Raw genomic sequence first — 20,073 nt, forward strand, 5'->3', positions numbered from 1 at the left:
ATTTTTCGCAAAGAGAAATGAATAAAAGGAGAATGAAATTGACACAATATAAGTACAAGGAAGAAACGCCCCCGAATTACGATGAATTGAAAAAATCTGCAAACCGCATGGCCAACTGGAAAGAACGTTTGGCTGCTGTAGAGGAATTGGGCAAATGGAAAACGGAACAGACAATCAGCATCCTGTCGAACCGTATGAAAAACGATCCAGTATACCAGGTTCAGGAAGCGGCTTATGAAATGCTGCAGAATTTCGGCGAAGATGTCGAAATGCCGGAACGCAATGAAAATGAGCTGATCAAAGACACGGATAAAGTTTTGGTCCGCATCAAGAAAAGTTTGCCTGCTGATCACAGCTACGAAGACTTTAAAGCAAAACTGCAGAAAATGCGCAGCGATATCTACGATACGTATAAAGGCGCAAAAGGCGATGAGTTTGAAGCTTGGCTTGAAGCACAGTGGGAAGCTGCACCTTTGAGAACCAGAAGAAAATAATACAGGCTATACAAAAAAAGACGGAGCGGGAATTTCCCCGCTCCGTCTTTTTGCTTTTTTCAATAAAAATTCGTTACATGTATTTCCGGATGATCGGCTTCAACCTGAATCCGAAAAAGCCGGCAAGTACAGCCAGGATCAAGTCTTTCGGCAGCGGCGGCACCATCCATGCCCATGCCATCAGGTAAGTGAATCCTTCCGGTGCTGCAAACCATAATTTATAAGCTGCGTACATCCAGTTGGTGCCGAATAGGTAATTGATTGCGAGCCCCGCTAGAGCGGCTGCGACAAAACCTTTGCGTGTCGGAAATTTTTCCGCAATCAAACCGACAACATAAGCAAGCAGAATGAAAGATACGATAAATCCGAATGTCGGCGAAATAATGGTGTCCATGCCGCCTGAAAATTTGGCGAAAACGGGGACTCCAGCAAGGCCGATAAAGGCATAAACGACCATGGAAGCAGCACCAAGCTTACTGCCCAGCAACAGTCCTGCAAGAATGGCGAAGAACGTCTGCAAGGTGATCGGCACTCCTCCGATTATTAAGAACGATGTCAGGTTTGCGCCGATGGCCATCAATGCCGAAAACATGGCAATGTGAACCAGTTTCAAAGTTCTTGCGTGATTAGCCGATCGGGTTTTTGAGTATGTAGTCATATGCAACCTCCAATTTATAAGCTATCCAAAGTATAATAAATACAGAAAAATGAGTCAACCTATTTTTTATTTAAGTTAACACAAAGGAAGGCGGGAGAATTTTGCATTAGATGAAAATTCCCCTTCATCGATTCTTCATGATAGAATATTGCATGGTTACTTGAGAGAGGAGTGTTGAAATGGCAGAATGGTGGAAAAAATCGACAGTTTATCAAATCTACCCAAGAAGTTTCAAGGATTCAAACGGTGACGGCATCGGGGATATAAAGGGAATTATTCAGAAACTGGATTATCTGGAAGAGCTCGGTGTCGATATTATCTGGCTGTCACCTGTCTACGATTCTCCGAACGATGATAATGGCTATGATATCAGGGATTACCAGAAGATCATGGATGATTTCGGCACGATGGAAGACTTCGAGGAATTGATTGGCCAAATGCACAGAAGAGGATTGAAACTGATGATGGATCTGGTCGTCAATCACACTTCGGATGAGCATGAATGGTTCAGCAGCAAACCGGAATATTACATATGGCGCGATGAGCCGAATAACTGGCGATCTTTTTTCAGCGGCTCTGCATGGGAATTCGATCAGCAGCGCGAGCAATACTTTCTTCATCTGTTTTCAAAGAAACAGCCCGATTTGAACTGGGAGAACCCGGAGATGCGTGAAGCGGTTTATGCGATGATGCGCTGGTGGCTGGATAAAGGCGTCGACGGTTTCCGGATGGACGTCATCAATCTGATTTCCAAAGATCAGGATTTTCCGGACGGACCGGATGGTGACGGCGGGGAATTTTATATGAACGGCCCTAAAGTGCACGATTATCTTCAGGAAATGAACAGGGAAGTACTATCAAAATACGACATTGTAACGGTCGGTGAAATGCCTGGAGCAACCATTTCGGATGCCATCAAATACACCGATGAAGAGCGTAAAGAAGTGAATATGATTTTCACGTTCGAGCATATGGGGCTTGATCAGGCGAGCGGAGAAAAATGGGATCTGAAGCCGCTTCAGCTGACAGATTTGAAATACAATCTTGAGCACTGGCAGCATGCCCTGCATGATTCAGGCTGGAACAGCCTTTACTGGAACAATCATGACCAGCCAAGAATCGTATCGCGCTTCGGTGATGATGGGAAATACCGTATCGAGTCAGCGAAAATGCTGGCGGCATGCCTCCACTTCATGCAGGGTACACCTTATATCTATCAAGGTGAAGAAATCGGCATGACAAATGTCCGTTTTGATTCGATCGAAGCATACAAAGATATTGAAACGCTGAATATGTATAAAGAAAAAAGGGATCTAGGGGTCCCGCACGAGAAGATTATGCAATCGATATATGTTAAAGGCCGGGACAATGCCCGCACACCGATGCAATGGAATGCGGAAGCCCATGGCGGATTTACAACCGGTACGCCTTGGATTGCATCGAATCCGAATTATTCGAACATCAATACGCTGGATAAAGATGACAGCGGATCGATATACCAATTCTATAAAAAACTGATCCATTTGCGTAAATCGATGGACATCATAACATACGGCAATTTTATGCTGCTTCACCGTGAGGACGAAAATGTTTTTGCTTATACTCGTGAAATTTCAGGAGAGAAATTGACAGTCTACTGTAATTTTTCAGCGCGGCACATCGAGTTTCCAATGCCGCAGGGAGAGTTGCTGATCCAGAATTACGAGAAGCTGGAAAGTACCGGGAAACTGATTTTGCGTCCATATGAAACGGCTGTGTTTCATAAAAAAATCTAGAAATCTTAAAATTTTAAGTTATGATAAGATTACTTCACATAACTGGAGGAGGAACTTAATGGCAAACGTGATGGGTGTAGATATTGGAGGAACAAAGATTCGTCTGGGGATCATTGACGGCGCCGGGACGATTCTTTATGATGAAAGGATACCGACGCAATTTCCGCTGTATCCTTATCTGGAGAAAAATGTCCTGCGGATTTTAGGTGATTATCCGGAAGTGGCAGCTGTCGGAATCGGCACGCACGGTTTTGTCGATCCGAAAGAGGGCAGCATCATTTTTTCAACCGATGCCTTGCCTGGCTGGAGCGGGACGAAAGTGAAAGAACAATTGCAAGCAGCAACAGGCATACGGGTCGAAGTTGAAAACGACGCCAATTGCGCGGCATTGGCAGAAGCGAAATTCGGCGCGGCGAAAGGGCTGGACAGAGTGGTCTGCCTGACGCTTGGCACAGGCCTTGGTGGCGGCATCATCTGGGACGGCAAATTACTGAGCGGCGGTCCTCACGGTGGTGCGGCGGAACTCGGGCATATCACATTATATCCGGGCGGCGCAGATTGTGCATGCGGACGCAAAGGTTGCTATGAACAATATGTTTCAGGTACAGGGATTCAGCGTCGCATCCGGGAAGCAGGTGTGGATTTGACACCTCTCGAGATGTTCCAAAATGCAGCAACGGATAAACAATCGCAGGATCTTTTGGAATCGTTCACATATGATTTGGCAATCGTCATCAGTTCACTGCAGGCTGTCTTTGATATGGAGTCGGTTGTCATCGGAGGCGGAGTATCAGAATCAGCGGAATATTGGTGGCCGCAGTTACTGGACCAGCTGGAACCATTGCTGCTCAATCCATTGGAAATTCAAACAGCGAAATTCGGCAACGATGCCGGAGTACTTGGCGCTGCATTACTCGTACTGGAAGGAAAGTGAAATCGTGGCAAAATTATTAATGGATCAACTGACTAAGACTTATGATAATAAAGTGACGGCAGTGGAGAATTTCAACCTTACTGTTGAAGATGAGGAATTCATCGTCTTCGTCGGACCGTCAGGATGCGGAAAATCGACTACTCTTCGGATGATAGCCGGCCTGGAAGATATCTCTTCAGGAACGTTTTCGATCGACGGCAAGAAAATGAATGAAGTGCAGCCGAAAGACCGCGATATCGCAATGGTATTCCAGAATTATGCTTTGTATCCGCATATGACGGTATACGAAAATATGGCATTCAGCCTCAAGCTAAAAGGAATGCCGAAAGCAGAGATTAAGGATCGGGTCAGAAATGCGGCGGAGATACTCGGATTGATGGACTACCTGAACAGGAAGCCGAAAGCTTTGTCCGGTGGACAGCGCCAGCGTGTGGCACTTGGACGTGCGATTGTCCGTGACGCCAAACTGTTTTTGATGGATGAACCGCTGTCGAATCTCGATTCGAAATTGCGTGTACAGATGCGGACAGAGATTTCGAAACTGCATCAGCGTTTAAAAACTACGACTATTTATGTTACACATGATCAAACCGAAGCTATGACAATGGCTACAAGGATCGTCATCATGAAAGACGGTGTAATCCAACAGGTGGGGACGCCTAAAGAAGTGTACGACCAGCCTGATAACGTATTCGTAGCGGGGTTCATCGGTTCACCAGCCATGAATTTCTTCAATGGCCGCATAGAAGGCAATTATTTTGTTATGGGACAGACAAAACTGCTTATCCCTGATTCTGCCTTGCCTGAAGGCCTGGACAATCAGGAAGTAATTATCGGCTTGCGTCCGGAGCATATTACCCATAAACCGGTAAAAGATGAATCAACTGTTGAAGTGAATCTGGATGTAGTGGAATTGATGGGTTCTGAATATATGGTTTACGCAACACTTGAAGGACATTCATTTGTCGGCCGCGTGGACGCCAACCTTGATTTGGCAGCAGGCACAGTTTTCCCGATGGCATTTGAAATGGATAAAGCGCGCTTTTTTGATCCAACAACCGAAAAACGAATCAAATAAAATTTTTTTAAAGATATTGTGCAAACGTTTTCACTATGATATGATACAGACAATTGAAAGTTGGGAACGCTTTCTTAAAAAGTTTCCGTTTTTTATTTTCACATTTGTGCAAACGATTGCACAAAACTCAAAGGGGGATTACACACATGAAAGAGTTCAAGTTCAAAAAAGGATTGCTCGCTTCATTACTGGTTACAACAAGTTTGTTGGCGGCATGCGGCAACGGCGGGGAAGAAGAAGGTTCTTCAGCTGAAGGCGACAAAGTAACAGTAGACATTTTTCAATTTAAAGTAGAGTTCAAAGAACAATTCGAAGATGTTGTGGCAATGTATGAAAAAGAAAACCCTGATGTAAATATTGAAATTACAACAGTAGGCGGCGGAGAAGATTATGGCGCTGCATTACGTTCGAAATTCGCTTCAGGAAACGAGCCTGCGATCTTCAATATCGGTGGTCCACAGGATGTTGCTGACTGGAAAGACAGCCTGGCTACTTTGTCAGACACAGCTGCTGCAGAAGCCGCGCTTGACGGAACACTGGAAGGTGTTACAGTCGATTCGGAAGTTCTGGGCTTGCCTTACAACCAGGAAGGCTACGGATTCATCTACAACATTCGCCTATTTGAAGAAGCGGGAATCGATCCGGCTTCGATCACAGATTTCGCAAGCCTGGAAGAAGCTGTGAAAACATTGGATTCCAAAAAAGAAGAACTTGAAATCGAGTCGGTATTCGCTTTGCCAGGCAAAGAAAAATGGGTAACAGGCTTGCATTTATCGAATACATTCATCGCTCCGGAATTTAACCATAATGTACTGGACGCATACGATTCGAAAACTATTGACTTCACCTATTCAGATGCATTCAAGAAAATCCTTGATCTTCAAAATGAATATTCAAAACAGCCGACAGTCAGCCTTGACTACTCGCAGCAAGTTGAAGAATTATTCTCATTGGAACGTGTTGCAATCATTCAGCAAGGGAACTGGGCTTACGGTTCAATCGCCGGCATTGATCCTGAATTTGCCGAAAACGGAATCGGCATGCTGCCGATTCCAGTTGAAGGATATGAAGAAGGCGGCCTTCCTGTAGGCGTTCCGATGTACTGGGCAATAAACAAAAATCTTGATGAAGAAGTAGTTGAAGCATCAAAAGAATTCATGGATTGGCTTTACACTTCTGAAGCTGGCAAAACAGCTGTCGTGGAAGACTTTAAATTCATCCCTGCATATGAAGGCTATGACACATCAAAAATTTCAGATCCATTGTCAAAAGCGGTTTATGATGCTTCAGAAGCCGGCGAAACAATCGGATGGGTATTCATGGGCTATCCGACTGGATGGGGCGAAGATGAACTTGGCTCAAACATCCAAAAATATTTGAGCGAAGAAGCAACATGGGAAGAAGTTGTCGATTCAGCGAAAGCCGCTTGGGAATCAAGCAGACAATAAAACAGTGAAATAAATAAGCTGGAGACAAGAACAAAGCAGCCTCTGTGCTGCTTTTTGTCTTTACGCTTCTATTGCAGAAAGGAAGGGCTTAACTTATGCGTACAAAAGATTTTGCTTACTGGTTGTTCCTGGCCCCGGTTCTGATTGCTTTAACCCTTGTAGTGGTTGTACCGATGCTCCTTGGCGTCTACTATTCGTTCACCAGCTGGAACGGCATCACAACAGGTGAATTTGTCGGCTTCCAGAATTATATCGATCTTTTCAAAGATGAAAGATTTTTGGCTTCCTTATGGTTTACTACGAAGTTCTCCATAATTTCGGTGATCCTCATTAACTTCATCGGTTTGTCATTGGCGTTGATTGTGACATCGCGCATCAAATCCAGCAATCTTCTCCGGACGACTTTCTTCATGCCGAACCTGATCGGCGGTTTAATCCTGGGATTCATCTGGCAATTCATCTTCATCAAAGTATTTGCCAGTGTCGGAGAAATGGTTGGCATGGAAAGTTTGCAGGTATGGCTGTCCACAACAGAAACAGGTTTCTGGGGGCTGGTCATTTTAATGAGCTGGCAAATGGCCGGTTATATCATGGTAATTTACATAGCCTATTTACAGGGGTTGCCAAAAGAACTGCTCGAAGCTTCTGAAATTGACGGAGCATCATCATTCCAGCGTTTCCGCTACATCGTCTTTCCATTGGTTGCACCGGCATTCACTGTCAGCATGTTCCTGACTTTGTCGAATACGTTCAAACTGTACGACCAAAACCTGTCTTTGACAGGCGGCGGCCCTTATAATTCAACGGAAATGGTGGCCATGGAAATTTTCAATACCGCATTCGTGCAGAATGCATTCGCATATGCGCAGGCAAAAGCAATCATTTTCTTTGTGATCGTTGCGATTGTCGCATTGTTTCAGGTTTATTGGAATAAACGCCGGGAGGTTGAAATGTAATGAGAAAAAAGAAGAATTGGAAATTGGAGATTCTCGGGATCCTTCTCGGCATTTTATGGCTATTGCCGTTTTATCTGATGTTCGTCAACTCGTTCAAAACGAAAAAAGAGATATTCACGGATGTGACAAGTCCTCCGGAGCAATGGAGTTTTGACAATTACATCACCGCTTTTCAAGAACTCGATTTTTTGCAGACCTTATTCAATTCATTGCTTATCACCGTCTCAAGTGTCCTGCTGATTATTATCTCTTCAGCGATGGCAGCTTACGCGCTGTCCCGTGCAAAAAGCCGGATCAGCACAATTCTGTTCTTCATTTTTGTGGCGGCAATGCTGATTCCGTTCCAGTCGGTCATGATACCGCTCGTCACAGTATTCGGCCAATTTGAAATGCTGAACCGCGGCGGCCTGATTTTCATGTACATCGGATTTGGCGCAAGCCTGTCGATTTTCCTTTACCACGGAGCACTGAACAACATCCCGAGATCTTTGGATGAGGCAGCGCGCATCGACGGCGCCAATCGCTGGCAGGTTTTCTGGCATATCATTTTCCCGATGCTGAAGCCGATCACGGTAACAGTGGCAATCCTGAATATCATCTGGATTTGGAACGATTATTTATTGCCATCTCTGGTCATCAATAAAACCGGAAGCGAAACGATTCCGCTGAAGATGTTTTTCTTCTTCGGTGAATATACAAAACAATGGCATTTGGCGCTTGCAGGCCTGACGCTCGCAATTTTGCCGGTCATCATCTTTTATTTCTTCGCTCAGCGTTCCATCATCAAAGGCGTATCGGATGGTGCCATAAAGTAAAGGGGAGATTTCAGTGGCAGTCACGATTAAAGATGTTGCGAAAGCGGCGTCGGTCTCACCGGCAACTGTATCCCGTGTGATCGCGGATAATCCGCGTATCAGTGAAGACACAAAGAAAAAAGTCCGGGAAACTATGAAGCATCTGGGCTATTACCCGAACTTCCAGGCGCGTAATCTGGTTATCCAAAAAACTCAGACAATCGGTGTCATCATGGCCGATTCGGCGACCCTTGCTTTCCAGAATCCATTCTTTCCGGAAGTGCTCCGCGGCATCTCGAGCCGTGCCCATGAAAGCCAGTACGGACTTTATCTTTCGACTGGCGCCACTACCGAAGAGATCTATGAAGAAGTCATTTCCATGACCCAGGGAAAAAGGGTCGATGGCATTATACTTTTATACTCCAGAATCTGCGACAAAATCATGGATTACCTATACAATAGCAATATTCCATTTTCAGTCGTCGGCCGCCCGGATGTCCATACCGAATCGATTTCGTATGTCGATAACGATAATGTAGGGAATTCGTTTGAAGTCGTCAAATACCTGATCGGCCTTGGCCATCAGCGGATTGCATATGTTGGCGGCGGGTTGGAATATGTGGTGTCATTGGACCGTCTGAAAGGGTATCGAAAAGCAATTCAAAAAGCGGGAATCCGCTACGATTCCGAATTGATCGTCAATCAGTCGATCAATGCGGGGTTGGAAGAGCAGTCGGTCCAACGGCTGATGCGGCTTGAACAGCCCCCGACAGCGATTGTCACACATGACGATTTGATCGCTTATGAATTGATCAGTTATCTGCAGGACATGAAAATAGATGTTCCCGGCAATGTTTCCGTATTGAGCTTCAATAACCATTCGCTGTCAGAACATCTGAAACCGCCGCTCAGCACGGTGGATATTTCGATTTATGAACTGGGTCTGCATGCAGCAGAACTGGTACTTGAAAAAATTAAAGACAGTGAGGCGCCGGTAAGGGAAGTAACGGTTCCTTCCCGGCTGATCGAACGCGGTTCTTGCCGAAGTCTTTGAAAGGAAATGAACATGAACAAAAAATGGTGGAAAGAAGCAGTTGCATATCAGGTTTATCCGAGAAGCTTCATGGATTCGAACGGCGACGGCATCGGAGATATCAATGGCTTAACGGCGAAACTGGATTATCTGAAGGAATTGGGCATTGACGTTATCTGGATCTGTCCCATGTATAAATCGCCGAATGATGACAATGGCTATGATATCAGTGATTACCAGGACATCATGGATGAGCTGGGAACGATGGAGGATTTCGACCGCCTTTTGGCGGAAGTGCACGCACGCGGCATGAAGCTGATTATCGACCTGGTCATCAATCATACAAGTGATGAGCATCCCTGGTTCCAGGAATCCCGCTCGTCACTTGATAATCCGAAGCGCGACTGGTATGTATGGCGCGACAAGCCGACAAACTGGAAAAGTATTTTCGGCGGACCGGCCTGGGAGTATGATGAAAAGACAGGGCAATATTATTTGCACATCTTCTCGAAGAAACAGCCGGATCTGAACTGGGAAAACGCGGAAGTGCGGAAAGCCTTATACGATATGGTCAACTGGTGGCTCGACAAAGGAATCGATGGATTCCGTGTGGACGCCATCAGTCATATTAAAAAAGACTTTACTGATCTCCCGATTGAAGAAGGCAAGCCTTATCTGCCTGCCTGGGAAAAAATGATGAATGTCGACGGCATTCAGCCGCTTCTTGCGGAATTACGTGATGAGACCTTCTCAAAATACGATATTATGACAGTTGGGGAAGCGAACGGCGTATCCGCTGAAGACATCGAAGAATGGATAAGTGAAGAAAACGGGAAGTTCAATATGGTTTTCCAATTTGAAGATCTTGGCCTGTGGGAAGATGAATTGAAGAAAGGCGTCAATGTACCCGAACTGAAAAAAGTCCTGACACGCTGGCAGAAAGGTGTCGAAGGAATTGGCTGGAACGCACTGTTTATAGAAAACCACGATAGGCCGCGTGCGGTTTCGACTTTGGGCAATGATGGTATTTTCTGGCGGGAAAGTGCAACTTCACTCGCCTGTATGTATTTCTTCATGCAAGGCACACCGTTCATCTATCAGGGACAGGAAATCGGCATGACCAATGCTCCTTTTGAAAAGATCGAACAATTCAATGACGTCCAGACGCATAACCTTTATTTCTATAACCTTGCTGAAGGCATGGAACATGACGCGGTCATGACGCTGATCAAAGAAACAAGCCGGGACCACTCCCGCACTCCGATGCAATGGGACAACAGCCCGAATGCCGGTTTCTCTGAAAGCCAGCCTTGGATCTACACAAATCCTAACTACGAGTGGCTCAATGTTGAAGCGCAAAAACACAATCCCCATTCTGTGCTTTCCTTCTACAAGCAAATGATTGCACTGCGTAAGAAGATGGCCGTGCTTGTTTACGGCAGCTATGAGTTGAAGGAACTTGGGTTTGATGACGTTTATGCTTATACACGCGAAGATGAGGATTCGAAAGTATTGATCGTTTCGAATCTCGGTCCGAATCGTTACCGCTGGAATGAACCGGAAAACCGCGGTCTGCTGATGTCGAATTACGAATCCGTTGACCCGGCAGAAATCCGCCCATATGAAGCGAGAGTCTACCAAATTAAATAAGCGAACAGAAAAAGGGCGGACCCGATGGGGTCTGCCCTTTTTACATTTTCGAAAAGATATCAATTTTTCGATCTTTATCAATGAAGCAGTGCAGCGATGCAGGAGCACCTCTTTGCCCTTCAACGCCTAATGCTTCATTCTGAATCTACTTATAATTACGGAGCCACTTCTATACGTAAATCAGATATAAGCGGATATGAGTTATAGAAAGCGAGCTGAGATATGGAGCAAAACAGCGAAGACTCCCAGGCGACTAAGCGAAGTGCTGAGATCCACTTGGGCGAAGTGAAACGAGCCTGAGTTAGCTCAGTGCGAGCAGCCAGGAAAGCGAAGCTGTTTTGCGGAATATCGGATACCTAGTTTTCTTTTTAAACACACTAGAGGAAAGACCGAATGGATCCAGTTTTTCTAAAATTAGTATCCTGGCTTCTCCAATAATTTAAAGATGTTGTTTTTATAATCCTCAACGCCCGGCTGGTCGAATGGGTTGATGTCCAGCAGGTACGCGCTGTATGCGCAGGAAATCATATAGAAATAAAACAGGTGGCCAAGATGGAACTCATCCATCTTTTCGATTGTCAGGCTCATTTGCGGAACGCCGCCGTCCAGATGTGCTGACGAAGTGCCTTTATAGGCAACGTGATTAAATTCCTGCAGCGTGATGCCGGCCAGGTAATTCAATTCGTCACCATCATTCTCCGCTTCGAATACTGTCAAATCTTCTTTGCTTTCCTTGATCAGCAGGAAACTCTCAAAAAGATTGCGGATGCCGTCCTGGATATACTGGCCCATTGAATGGAGATCAGTAGTGAATGATACGGAAGCAGGGAAGATGCCTTTGCCTTCTTTGCCTTCGCTTTCACCGAATAATTGCTTCCACCATTCCTGCACATAAGCCAATTTCGGTTCAAAAGTGGCCATGACTTCTGTGGTATAACCTTCTGAATAAAGGTGATGACGCGCAGCTGCATAACGGATGGCTGTGTTGGTTTCGGGATTGAATACCTGATAAGCCTCTTCCGCATCTTTTGCGCCGGCCATCAATTCTGACACTGAAAATCCGGCAGCGGCAATCGGCAGCAGGCCAACTGCAGTGAATACTGAATAACGTCCGCCTACATCTTCAGGTACGACAAATCGTTCGTAGCCATTTTCAATCGCCAGGTTGACCAGTGCGCCTTTCTCGGCGTCAGTCGTTACGATGATGCGTTCTGCGGCAGCTTCCCCGTAACGGTCTTCCATATATTTTTTCAGGAAGCGGAAGGCGAGCGCAGGCTCTGTCGTTTTTCCTGATTTCGAAATGACATTCACCATTACTTCCTTGCCATCGAGATGGGTAAGAAGCTGTTTCAGATATTCGCCGCTGACCTGATGTCCGGCAAACAGCACCTCGGTTTTTCTATCATCTTTATTGAAATAAGGCGAGAGAGCGGTCAATGCGGCTTTCGCGCCCAGATAGGATCCGCCGATGCCGATGACGACCAAGACCTCCGCTTTTTCCTGGATCACTTCGGCGGTTTTTTGGATGCGCTCCATAAATTCAGGCTGAACAGTGCTCGGCCAATCGAGCCATCCCAAAAAATCGGAACCTCTTCCTTCTTTATTGTATAAATTATCATGAATTTCCTTTAACGCGGCTTTTTTTCCGTCTGTCAAAACAGTTTCGAAAGACCCCGAATATGTAAACTCGATCATCTGAAAACTCCCTTTCCTTTTTCTCTCAAGTTTACCATATCCGGAGCTTCAATACCTTATGGCATATGCAAATAAAGAGAGTCTTTCATTTTAAAGGGAACCCATAATCTGGTAAGCTGATTATTAAGAAAGTGGGGGAAGAAATGAAAAAAACAATAATCGTACTTTTTATTTTGGCCATGGCTATTTTTCTTTCCGGCTGCCAAGAACAAGTGACGCCGGAAGACCGGTTAGCTGAATACATAGAACACTGGAATAATCTCGAATTTGGAGAGATGTATGAAAAATATTTGAATGAAGGAACGAAAGCGGCTTACGGAACGGATGAATTCATTGACCGCCAGCAGAAACTTCATGAAGACCTTGGCATAGAGAACCTTGAAGTGACTTTTACGGAAGCTCCGGAAGATACTGAATGGGAACAGGAACAGCCGGCTGATTTTCCGGTGCAGGTGTCAATGGATACACTAGCGGGTCCAGTGGAATTTGAAGAAACCATGACTCTTCTGTATGAAGAAACGGAAGAAGCGGGAAATTGGTTTGTCGAGTGGACGCCTTCTTTCATTTTCCCGCAGCTTGAAGCCGGTGATCCGGTGCGCATCAGCAGGCAGGCTGCAGCGAGAGGGGAGTTGTATGACCGCAACGATCAGCCGCTCGCCGTCAATAGCACCGGCAGGTCAATCGGGGTTGTGCCGGAAAAATTCACGGATGACGCGGATAAGGAACAATTGGCTGAATTGCTCGGCATGTCTGTTGAAGAAATCGATCGGCAATTGGAGCAGGATTGGGTGCAGAATAACCTGAGCCAATTCGTGCCACTCAGCAAAACATCGAATGACAACACGGAATTGCTTGAACAGGTGTTGGAAATCCCTGGCACCATGCATCAGGAAACCGCCATGCGTGAATATCCATATGGTGAAGCCTTGTCACATTTGATCGGTTACATCGGTCCGATTACGGCTGAGCAGTTGAGTGAGCTGCAGGAACAGGGTTATACGGAAAATGATATGATCGGCCGGCAAGGGCTCGAACGCCAATTGGAAGATCGGCTGCGCGGTGAAGATGGCATGCGCATCTATATCGACAAAGAGCAGGAACAGATCACAGTCGCAGAAAAGCAGGCTGTGGACGGGAAAAAAATCCAATTGACCATCGATGCTGAATTGCAGCAGATTGCTTATGAATCGATGGATGGTGAAGCGGGAACATCTGCAGCTGTCGATCCGGAGACAGGAGAAACGCTGGTGCTTCTAAGTTCGCCGGGCTTTAATCCAAGCGAATTCATGCTGGGCATGAGTGGTGAAAGCTACGAGGAGTTAAAAGAAGATCCGTTGATGCCGCTATATAACCGATTTGCCCAAAGCTATGCCCCGGGATCGACGATAAAACCGGTAACTGCTGCAATCGGCCTTGAAGCAGGAACCCTCGACCCGTCGGAAGGACTGACGATCGAGGGTGAGACATGGCAAAAAGATGATTGGGGAGGCTACGAAGTGACGCGAGTCCATCCGGAAGCACCCAATCCGATTGATTTGAATAAGGCGCTTGTTTATTCGGATAATATCTATTTTGCGAGACAAGCGCTGGAAATGGGAAGAAGCACGTTAGTGGAAGGATTGGAAAACTTCGCTTTTGGTGAAGAAATCCCGTATCCGCTCGCGTTGCAGTCTTCACAAATATCGAATGATGGAAACATCTCTTCTGAAGGGCAGCAGGCGGACACCTCATTCGGACAGGGGCAGATGCTGGCGAATATTCTTCACTTGGCATCGGTGTACCAGCCGTTTCTGACAGATGGCGTCATGCATGAACCGACGCTGCTGCTTGAAGAAGAAGATGCGCAAGTCTGGAAGGACGGATTGGTTTCAGCGGAGAATGCGGAAATACTTCGCACCGACTTGCGGAACGTGGTGGTTGATGGATTCGCACAAGAGGCGAATCTTGAAAATATTCCGTTGGCCGGCAAAACCGGTACCGCTGAGCTGAAGGCAGCTGGCGAAGAAAGCGGACAGGAAAATGGGTTCTTCATCGCTTACGATTCCGCTAATCCCGAATTCATCATCGCCATGATGGTGGAAGATGTCGGCGACAATGACGGCAGTGCCTATGTAGCAGGCATGGTCGGTGAGACATTCGAACAGTTCTACCAATAAAACAGGGATCGCCACCTTATATTGAGGTGGCGATTTTTTCATGATTGTAGAAGAATTTCAACTCAGGCTTTATATGTTTGTCAAAAAAAACAGTATTAAAGCAGGTTTTTTGATGCTTTCAGAGAATACTATATTTAGGAGGATTTTAGTTCGTTTTGGTTTGATTAAGAATGGGAAGAAGGGGGAAAGCGTGAAGAAGACTTGGTGGAAGGAAGCAGTGGTCTACCAGATTTATACGCGGAGTTTTAAGGATAATAGTGGAGACGGTGTAGGGGATTTGAATGGAGTCACGGAAAAACTGGATTATTTGCAGGGGCTTGGTATCGACATCCTGTGGCTTTGCCCGATGTATAAGTCCCCTAATGTCGACAACGGTTATGACGTCAGTGATTACCGGGAGATCATGGCTGAAATGGGGACAATGCAAGATTTTGATAACATGCTGGCAGAAATCCATTCCCGGGGTATGAAACTGATTTTGGATCTGGTCTTGAACCATACAAGCGATCAGCATCCCTGGTTTCATGAATCCAAATCGTCCAAGGATAATCCGAAACGCGACTGGTATATTTGGCGCGACAAGCCTACTAATTGGGAAAGCATATTCGGGGGGCCAGCATGGACATTCGATCCGAAAACCAACCAGTATTATTTGCATCTATATACCAAAAACCAGGTGGATCTGAATTGGGAGAATCCCGAAGTACGGAGGGAACTTTACGATATGATCATTTGGTGGATTGAGAAAGGCGTAGACGGTTTCCGGGTGGATGCCATCAATCACCTCAAAAAAGATTTAACGGATATGCCAAATCCCGAAGGCAAAAATTATGTGCCGGCATGGAAAAAAATGACGAATGTTGAAGGTATACAGGATTTTCTTAAGGAGTTACGCGATGAGACCTTCGCGAAATATGATGTTGTGACAGTGGGTGAAGCAAATAGTATCAGAGCCGATGAATTGGCTGAATGGATAAGTGAAGATGACGGGAAATTCAATATGATTTTCAGTCTTGAGGCACATGAAAACTGGAACCAGGATCTCGATGCAGATCAAAATGTAATGACCATCAAAAAGATTTTGGATCTTTGGCAGCGCAGCACACAAGGCATCGCATGGAACTCCCTCTATCTCGAAAATCATGACCGGCCGAGAACCGTATCAACCTGGGGAGATGACCGGAATTATTGGCGGGAAAGTGCCACCGCCCTTGCCTGTATGTATTTTTTTATGCAGGGTACGCCGTTTATTTATCAAGGACAGGAAATCGGCATGACAAATGTTCCGTTTGATGATATTAAAAAGTACCGTGATGTTGAAACGAAGAACTTCTATCGATATAAAAGGATGCAGGGTGTTCCGCATGAAGAATTGATAGAAGTGATCAAAAAAGTCAGCCGGAATAATGCCCGCACCCCGATGCAATGGCATGACGGCACCAATGCGGGCTTTACTGTTGGAAAGCCGTGGATTGATCTGAATCCCAATTATAATTGGTTGAACGTCGAGGCCCAAACAGTAGATGACCGATCGATTTTATCTTTTTACAAGAAAATGATTGTATTGCGCAAGAGCCGGGAATGTCTTTTATACGGCAGTACAAAACTTGCTGAAACAGATTGCCCGGACGTATACGCCTATATCCGTGAATACGAAAATACCCGGATTCTTGTGGTTTCCCATTTGGACAGTGACGGCTGCCACTGGTCGCTGAGGGAAAAAGGGCAGCTTCTTTTAGCGAATTATACTGAGTTGATGGAGCGGAAACTGCAGCCTTATGAAGCCCGTGTTTATTTATTGGAATAAAAGAAGGATGTAAAAAAATGAAATTGGAGGAGAGCGGCAATTGTATTATAAGGAGCAATATGTATTTAAAGGGGAAGAAATTTCAAAAGCGGTCATCCGGAATTACGGGGAAGCGGACTTTGAAGCGTTGATCAATATACAAAGGGAATGTTTTCCTCCGCCTTTTCCTGATGAGCTGCTGTGGAACCGGGAGCAATTATCGAGTCATCTTGCACATTATCCGGAAGGGGCGCTGTGCATAGAAATCGAAGGGGAACTCGCGGGGTCATTGACCGGGATGCTAGTGGGAGATGATGATGATTTCAATTCACATAACTGGGAACAAGTGACGGACAGCGGTTATATCAGAACTCATGAACCAGAAGGCAAGAACTTTTATATAGTGGATATCGGCATCAGACCATCATACCGAAAGATGGAGCTCGGCAAGCTCTTGCTGCAGGCAGCTTATGAACGAGTGATTGAAGACCGTCTGGAGCGGGTGATCGGCGGTGGACGAATGCCTGGATATAAAAGGGTTTCGAGCAGAATAACTGCCGAGAAGTATGCCGAAAAAGTTTTGGCCGGTGAATTGAAAGACCCGGTCATCACTTTTCTGATGCGCAGCGGGAGAACCCCGGTTAAGTTGGTGAAAAATTATCTGGATGATGAAGATTCGGGAAATTACGCTTTATTGATGGAATGGAAGAATCCGTTTGTTGAGTACGAAAGTCAATAAAGACGGTGGAATTGGAAAAGGGACGCTCCCGATATCGTATCGAGGCGCCCCTTTGTTTGTTTTAAGGTAACATTTATATAGCTTGATTCAATTTTTCAACCCTTCAGAAAGGGGAATCATTTCCGTTGAAAGTATTTGCTTTCAGTGCCGCGGTCAGTGTTCCACTGGGTGCTTTCTAACTTAAGCAACGTAAACCCTACCTTCTTTTACGTCCTTGCGATCCTTAAATCGCGCCAGTGTGAATAAGTATTCTCAAAAACATTAATGTAGAATGCCAGATTATCAAATATACCAGTTACCTCTGTGTTAACTTAAATATTATTGCACAGATGATGTGTTTTTGTCAAATTTAACTCTTTTAATTGGGATGCTGATTGGCTTTCGTTTTTGAAATGGGTCTAATAGGGTATAATTAATTGAACTTATGAATAGCGGAAGAAGGAGATCAAATGCAAAATACGAATTATGCGGATGACAGTCTGGCTCTGCACACCGATTTATACCAGATCAATATGGTGGAAGCCTATTGGGCGGATGGCATGCATGAACGAAAAGCGGTTTTTGAGCTGTTTTTCCGGAAATTGCCGTTCGGGAACGGCTATGCTATTTTTGCCGGATTGGAGCGGGTGCTGGAATACCTCAGAAACTTTAAATTCTCGGAATCGGACCTCACGTATCTCAAAGAAGTGGGCTATAAAGAAGATTTTCTGGATTATCTGAAATCCATCAAATTTACTGGAGCTGTCCATTCGGTTGTGGAAGGTGAGTTGGTTTTCCAGAATGAACCTTTGATCCGCATCGAAAGCACGTTGGCGGAAGCGCAATTGATTGAAACGGCTTTACTCAACATCGTTAATTACCAAACATTGATCGCAACTAAAGCCAGCCGGATCAAACAGATTGTAAAAGATGACCGTGTCATGGAATTCGGCACACGACGCGCGCAGGAAATGGATGCGGCAATTTGGGGTTCGCGTGCTGCTTTTATCGGCGGACTGGAAGCGACAAGCAATGTCCGGGCTGGAAAATTATTCGGTATACCGGTAGCGGGTACACATGCCCATTCGATGGTACAGGCCTATAAAGATGAATACGAAGCTTTCCATGCCTATGCGAAACGGCATAAAAATTGCGTTTTCCTAGTGGATACATATGACACTTTAAAATCGGGTCTGCCCATTGCAATCCAAGTGGCCAAAGAACTTGGAGATCAAATCGACTTCCAGGGCATTCGCCTGGACAGCGGCGATATTGCGTTCCTTTCTAAAGAAGCGAGGAAAATGCTGGATGAAGCAGGTTTCCCGGACGCTGAAATCGTCGTGTCGAATGATCTGGACGAATACACCATCCTGAATCTGAAAGCGCAAGGAGCGCAAGTCGATTCATGGGGGATCGGAACAAAGCTGATTACAGCTTATGATCAGCCTGCGCTAGGAGCCGTTTATAAAATTGTTGCGATTGAAAACGAAGAAGGCCAGATGGAAGATACCATAAAAATTTCCGGCAATGCCGAAAAAGTCACTACACCCGGACTGAAAAAAGTTTATCGGATCATAGACAGGGAAAACGGGAAATCAGAAGGGGATTATATCACGATGGTGGACGAAGATCCGGAATCCGAAGAACGTTTGAAGATGTTCCATCCGGTCCATACTTTCGTTTCAAAATTCGTAACCAATTTCGACGCCGTGAATATCCATACACAAGTCGTGAAAGATGGAGAAATCACCTATAAATACCCTTCAGTCCAGGAAATCCAGGATTATTCCAAAAAGAGCCTCGATCTTCTTTGGGATGAGTATAAACGTTCATTGAATCCTGAAGAGTATCCGGTCGATCTCAGCCAGAAATGCTGGGACAATAAAATGCGCAATATCCAGGAAGTCCGTGATTCCATTCAAAGTTTCTCAAAACGATAGGAGGATTTTACATGACAGAACTGCAGCAGCAAATCATTGATGAAATGAAAGTTCAGCCAGAAATCAATCCGAGCGAGGAAATAGACCGAACTATTTCATTCCTGAAAGAGTATTTGAAGAAACATCCCTTCCTTGAAGGGTACGTACTCGGCATATCAGGCGGCCAGGATTCGACGCTTGTTGGAAAAATGGCTCAAATGGCTGTCGATCAACTGAATGAGGAAACCGGAAGCGATAAATACGGTTTCTACGCAGTCCGTCTGCCTTACGGAGAACAATTTGACGAACACGATGCACAGGATGCGTTGAAGTTCATCAATCCGACTAAAACTTACACCATCAATATCAAAGAAGCTGTCGATGCAAGTGACCGCGCCTTGGAACAGGCGGGAATCGAATTGACGGATTTTATCAAAGGCAATGAAAAAGCGAGAGAACGCATGAAAGCCCAGTATTCCGTAGCCGCTATGCACAATGCTGTCGTGCTCGGAACGGACCATGCAGCTGAAGCGATCACCGGTTTCTATACAAAACATGGGGACGGTGCTGCGGATCTCACACCCCTTTTCCGTCTGAACAAAAGACAGGGCAAGCAATTACTGAAAGAATTGGGAAGTCCGGAGCATCTCTATAATAAGATTCCGACTGCCGATCTTGAAGAAGACAAGCCCGCCATTCCTGATGAAGTGGCACTTGGCATAACATATGATATGATCGATGATTATCTGGAAGGCAAGAAAATACCGGATGAAGCCCGTGAGAAATTGGAAGGCTATTATCTGAAGACGCAGCATAAGCGCAAACTTCCGATTACGGTCTTCGACGATTTCTGGAAATAAATATTAAAGATGAAAAGTCCTCTCAGCGAGGGCTTTTCTTTATGAGAAAATGCCTGCCCGCGGTGACTGCACAGTTGAGTTATTGCTCATAATTCGTTATGCTAATGAGTAAGAATGTG

General features: G+C 45.5%; 16 protein-coding genes. 14 read left to right on the top strand and 2 right to left on the bottom strand.

Annotated elements, in window-relative coordinates:
- Positions 1-38: 38 nt before the first annotated feature.
- Positions 39-494, top strand: coding sequence for a HEAT repeat domain-containing protein (locus CXF70_RS02245; RefSeq protein ID WP_369916914.1), 456 nt, complete (start codon positions 39-41; stop codon positions 492-494).
- Positions 495-567: 73 nt separating this feature from the next.
- Here the strand turns inward: CXF70_RS02245 and CXF70_RS02250 are convergent, their stop codons facing one another.
- Positions 568-1,152 (bottom strand): biotin transporter BioY, encoded by a 585-nt coding sequence (locus CXF70_RS02250; RefSeq protein WP_101801362.1) that lies wholly within the window; start codon positions 1,150-1,152, stop codon positions 568-570.
- Between the two features lie 179 nt (positions 1,153-1,331).
- On the opposite strand from CXF70_RS02250, the gene CXF70_RS02255 reads away from it, so the two are divergent.
- From CXF70_RS02255 to CXF70_RS02290, 8 genes are all read left to right on the top strand, one after another.
- Complete coding sequence (locus CXF70_RS02255; protein ID WP_101801363.1) at positions 1,332-2,927, top strand: glycoside hydrolase family 13 protein; 1,596 nt, start codon at positions 1,332-1,334, stop codon at positions 2,925-2,927.
- Positions 2,928-2,985: 58 nt separating this feature from the next.
- Entirely contained in the window at positions 2,986-3,861 is an 876-nt protein-coding gene (locus CXF70_RS02260) for an ROK family protein (protein WP_101801364.1), read from the top strand.
- 4 nt (positions 3,862-3,865) lie between these two features.
- Positions 3,866-4,939, top strand: a complete 1,074-nt coding sequence (locus CXF70_RS02265) for an ABC transporter ATP-binding protein (RefSeq protein ID WP_101801365.1) — start codon at positions 3,866-3,868, stop codon at positions 4,937-4,939.
- A gap of 146 nt (positions 4,940-5,085) precedes the next feature.
- Positions 5,086-6,387 carry an ABC transporter substrate-binding protein gene (locus CXF70_RS02270; RefSeq protein ID WP_101801366.1) on the top strand — a complete coding sequence of 434 codons (1,302 nt, stop codon included), beginning with the start codon at positions 5,086-5,088 and terminating at the stop codon, positions 6,385-6,387.
- 95 nt (positions 6,388-6,482) lie between these two features.
- The gene (locus CXF70_RS02275; RefSeq protein ID WP_101801367.1) at positions 6,483-7,343 is read left to right on the top strand and encodes a carbohydrate ABC transporter permease; all 861 of its coding nucleotides are present in this window, start codon (positions 6,483-6,485) and stop codon (positions 7,341-7,343) included.
- Positions 7,343-8,158: a carbohydrate ABC transporter permease gene (locus CXF70_RS02280; RefSeq protein ID WP_101801368.1), complete on the top strand. Its 816-nt coding sequence runs from the start codon at positions 7,343-7,345 to the stop codon at positions 8,156-8,158. Before CXF70_RS02275 ends, CXF70_RS02280 begins: the two co-directional genes overlap by 1 nt.
- A 13-nt stretch (positions 8,159-8,171) precedes the next feature.
- Positions 8,172-9,191: a LacI family DNA-binding transcriptional regulator gene (locus tag CXF70_RS02285; protein WP_101801369.1), complete on the top strand. Its 1,020-nt coding sequence runs from the start codon at positions 8,172-8,174 to the stop codon at positions 9,189-9,191.
- 12 nt (positions 9,192-9,203) lie between these two features.
- Complete coding sequence (locus tag CXF70_RS02290) at positions 9,204-10,820, top strand: glycoside hydrolase family 13 protein (protein ID WP_101801370.1); 1,617 nt, start codon at positions 9,204-9,206, stop codon at positions 10,818-10,820.
- A 414-nt stretch (positions 10,821-11,234) separates the two neighbouring features.
- Here the strand turns inward: CXF70_RS02290 and CXF70_RS02295 are convergent, their stop codons facing one another.
- A complete protein-coding gene (locus CXF70_RS02295) occupies positions 11,235-12,515 on the bottom strand; it encodes a glucose-6-phosphate isomerase (RefSeq protein WP_101801371.1) in 1,281 nt (426 codons plus the stop codon).
- Positions 12,516-12,658: 143 nt separating this feature from the next.
- Here CXF70_RS02295 and CXF70_RS02300 point away from each other — a divergent pair, with 143 nt between their 5' ends.
- The 5 genes from CXF70_RS02300 (at position 12,659) to nadE (ending at position 19,954) form a co-directional block, all read left to right on the top strand.
- Positions 12,659-14,671 carry a penicillin-binding transpeptidase domain-containing protein gene (locus CXF70_RS02300; protein WP_101801372.1) on the top strand — a complete coding sequence of 671 codons (2,013 nt, stop codon included), beginning with the start codon at positions 12,659-12,661 and terminating at the stop codon, positions 14,669-14,671.
- Between the two features lie 190 nt (positions 14,672-14,861).
- Entirely contained in the window at positions 14,862-16,478 is a 1,617-nt protein-coding gene (locus CXF70_RS02305) for a glycoside hydrolase family 13 protein (RefSeq protein ID WP_199172776.1), read from the top strand.
- Positions 16,479-16,518: 40 nt separating this feature from the next.
- On the top strand, positions 16,519-17,196 hold the full coding sequence (locus CXF70_RS02310; RefSeq protein WP_101801373.1) for a GNAT family N-acetyltransferase: 678 nt from the start codon (positions 16,519-16,521) through the stop codon (positions 17,194-17,196).
- A gap of 449 nt (positions 17,197-17,645) precedes the next feature.
- Complete coding sequence (locus CXF70_RS02315) at positions 17,646-19,115, top strand: nicotinate phosphoribosyltransferase (RefSeq protein WP_101801374.1); 1,470 nt, start codon at positions 17,646-17,648, stop codon at positions 19,113-19,115.
- An 11-nt stretch (positions 19,116-19,126) separates the two neighbouring features.
- Positions 19,127-19,954: an ammonia-dependent NAD(+) synthetase gene (nadE, locus tag CXF70_RS02320; RefSeq protein WP_084242633.1), complete on the top strand. Its 828-nt coding sequence runs from the start codon at positions 19,127-19,129 to the stop codon at positions 19,952-19,954.
- Positions 19,955-20,073 lie beyond the last annotated feature (119 nt).

Source organism: Planomicrobium sp. MB-3u-38, assembly GCF_002836425.1.
Taxonomy (GTDB): Bacteria; Bacillota; Bacilli; order Bacillales_A; family Planococcaceae; genus Planococcus; species Planococcus okeanokoites.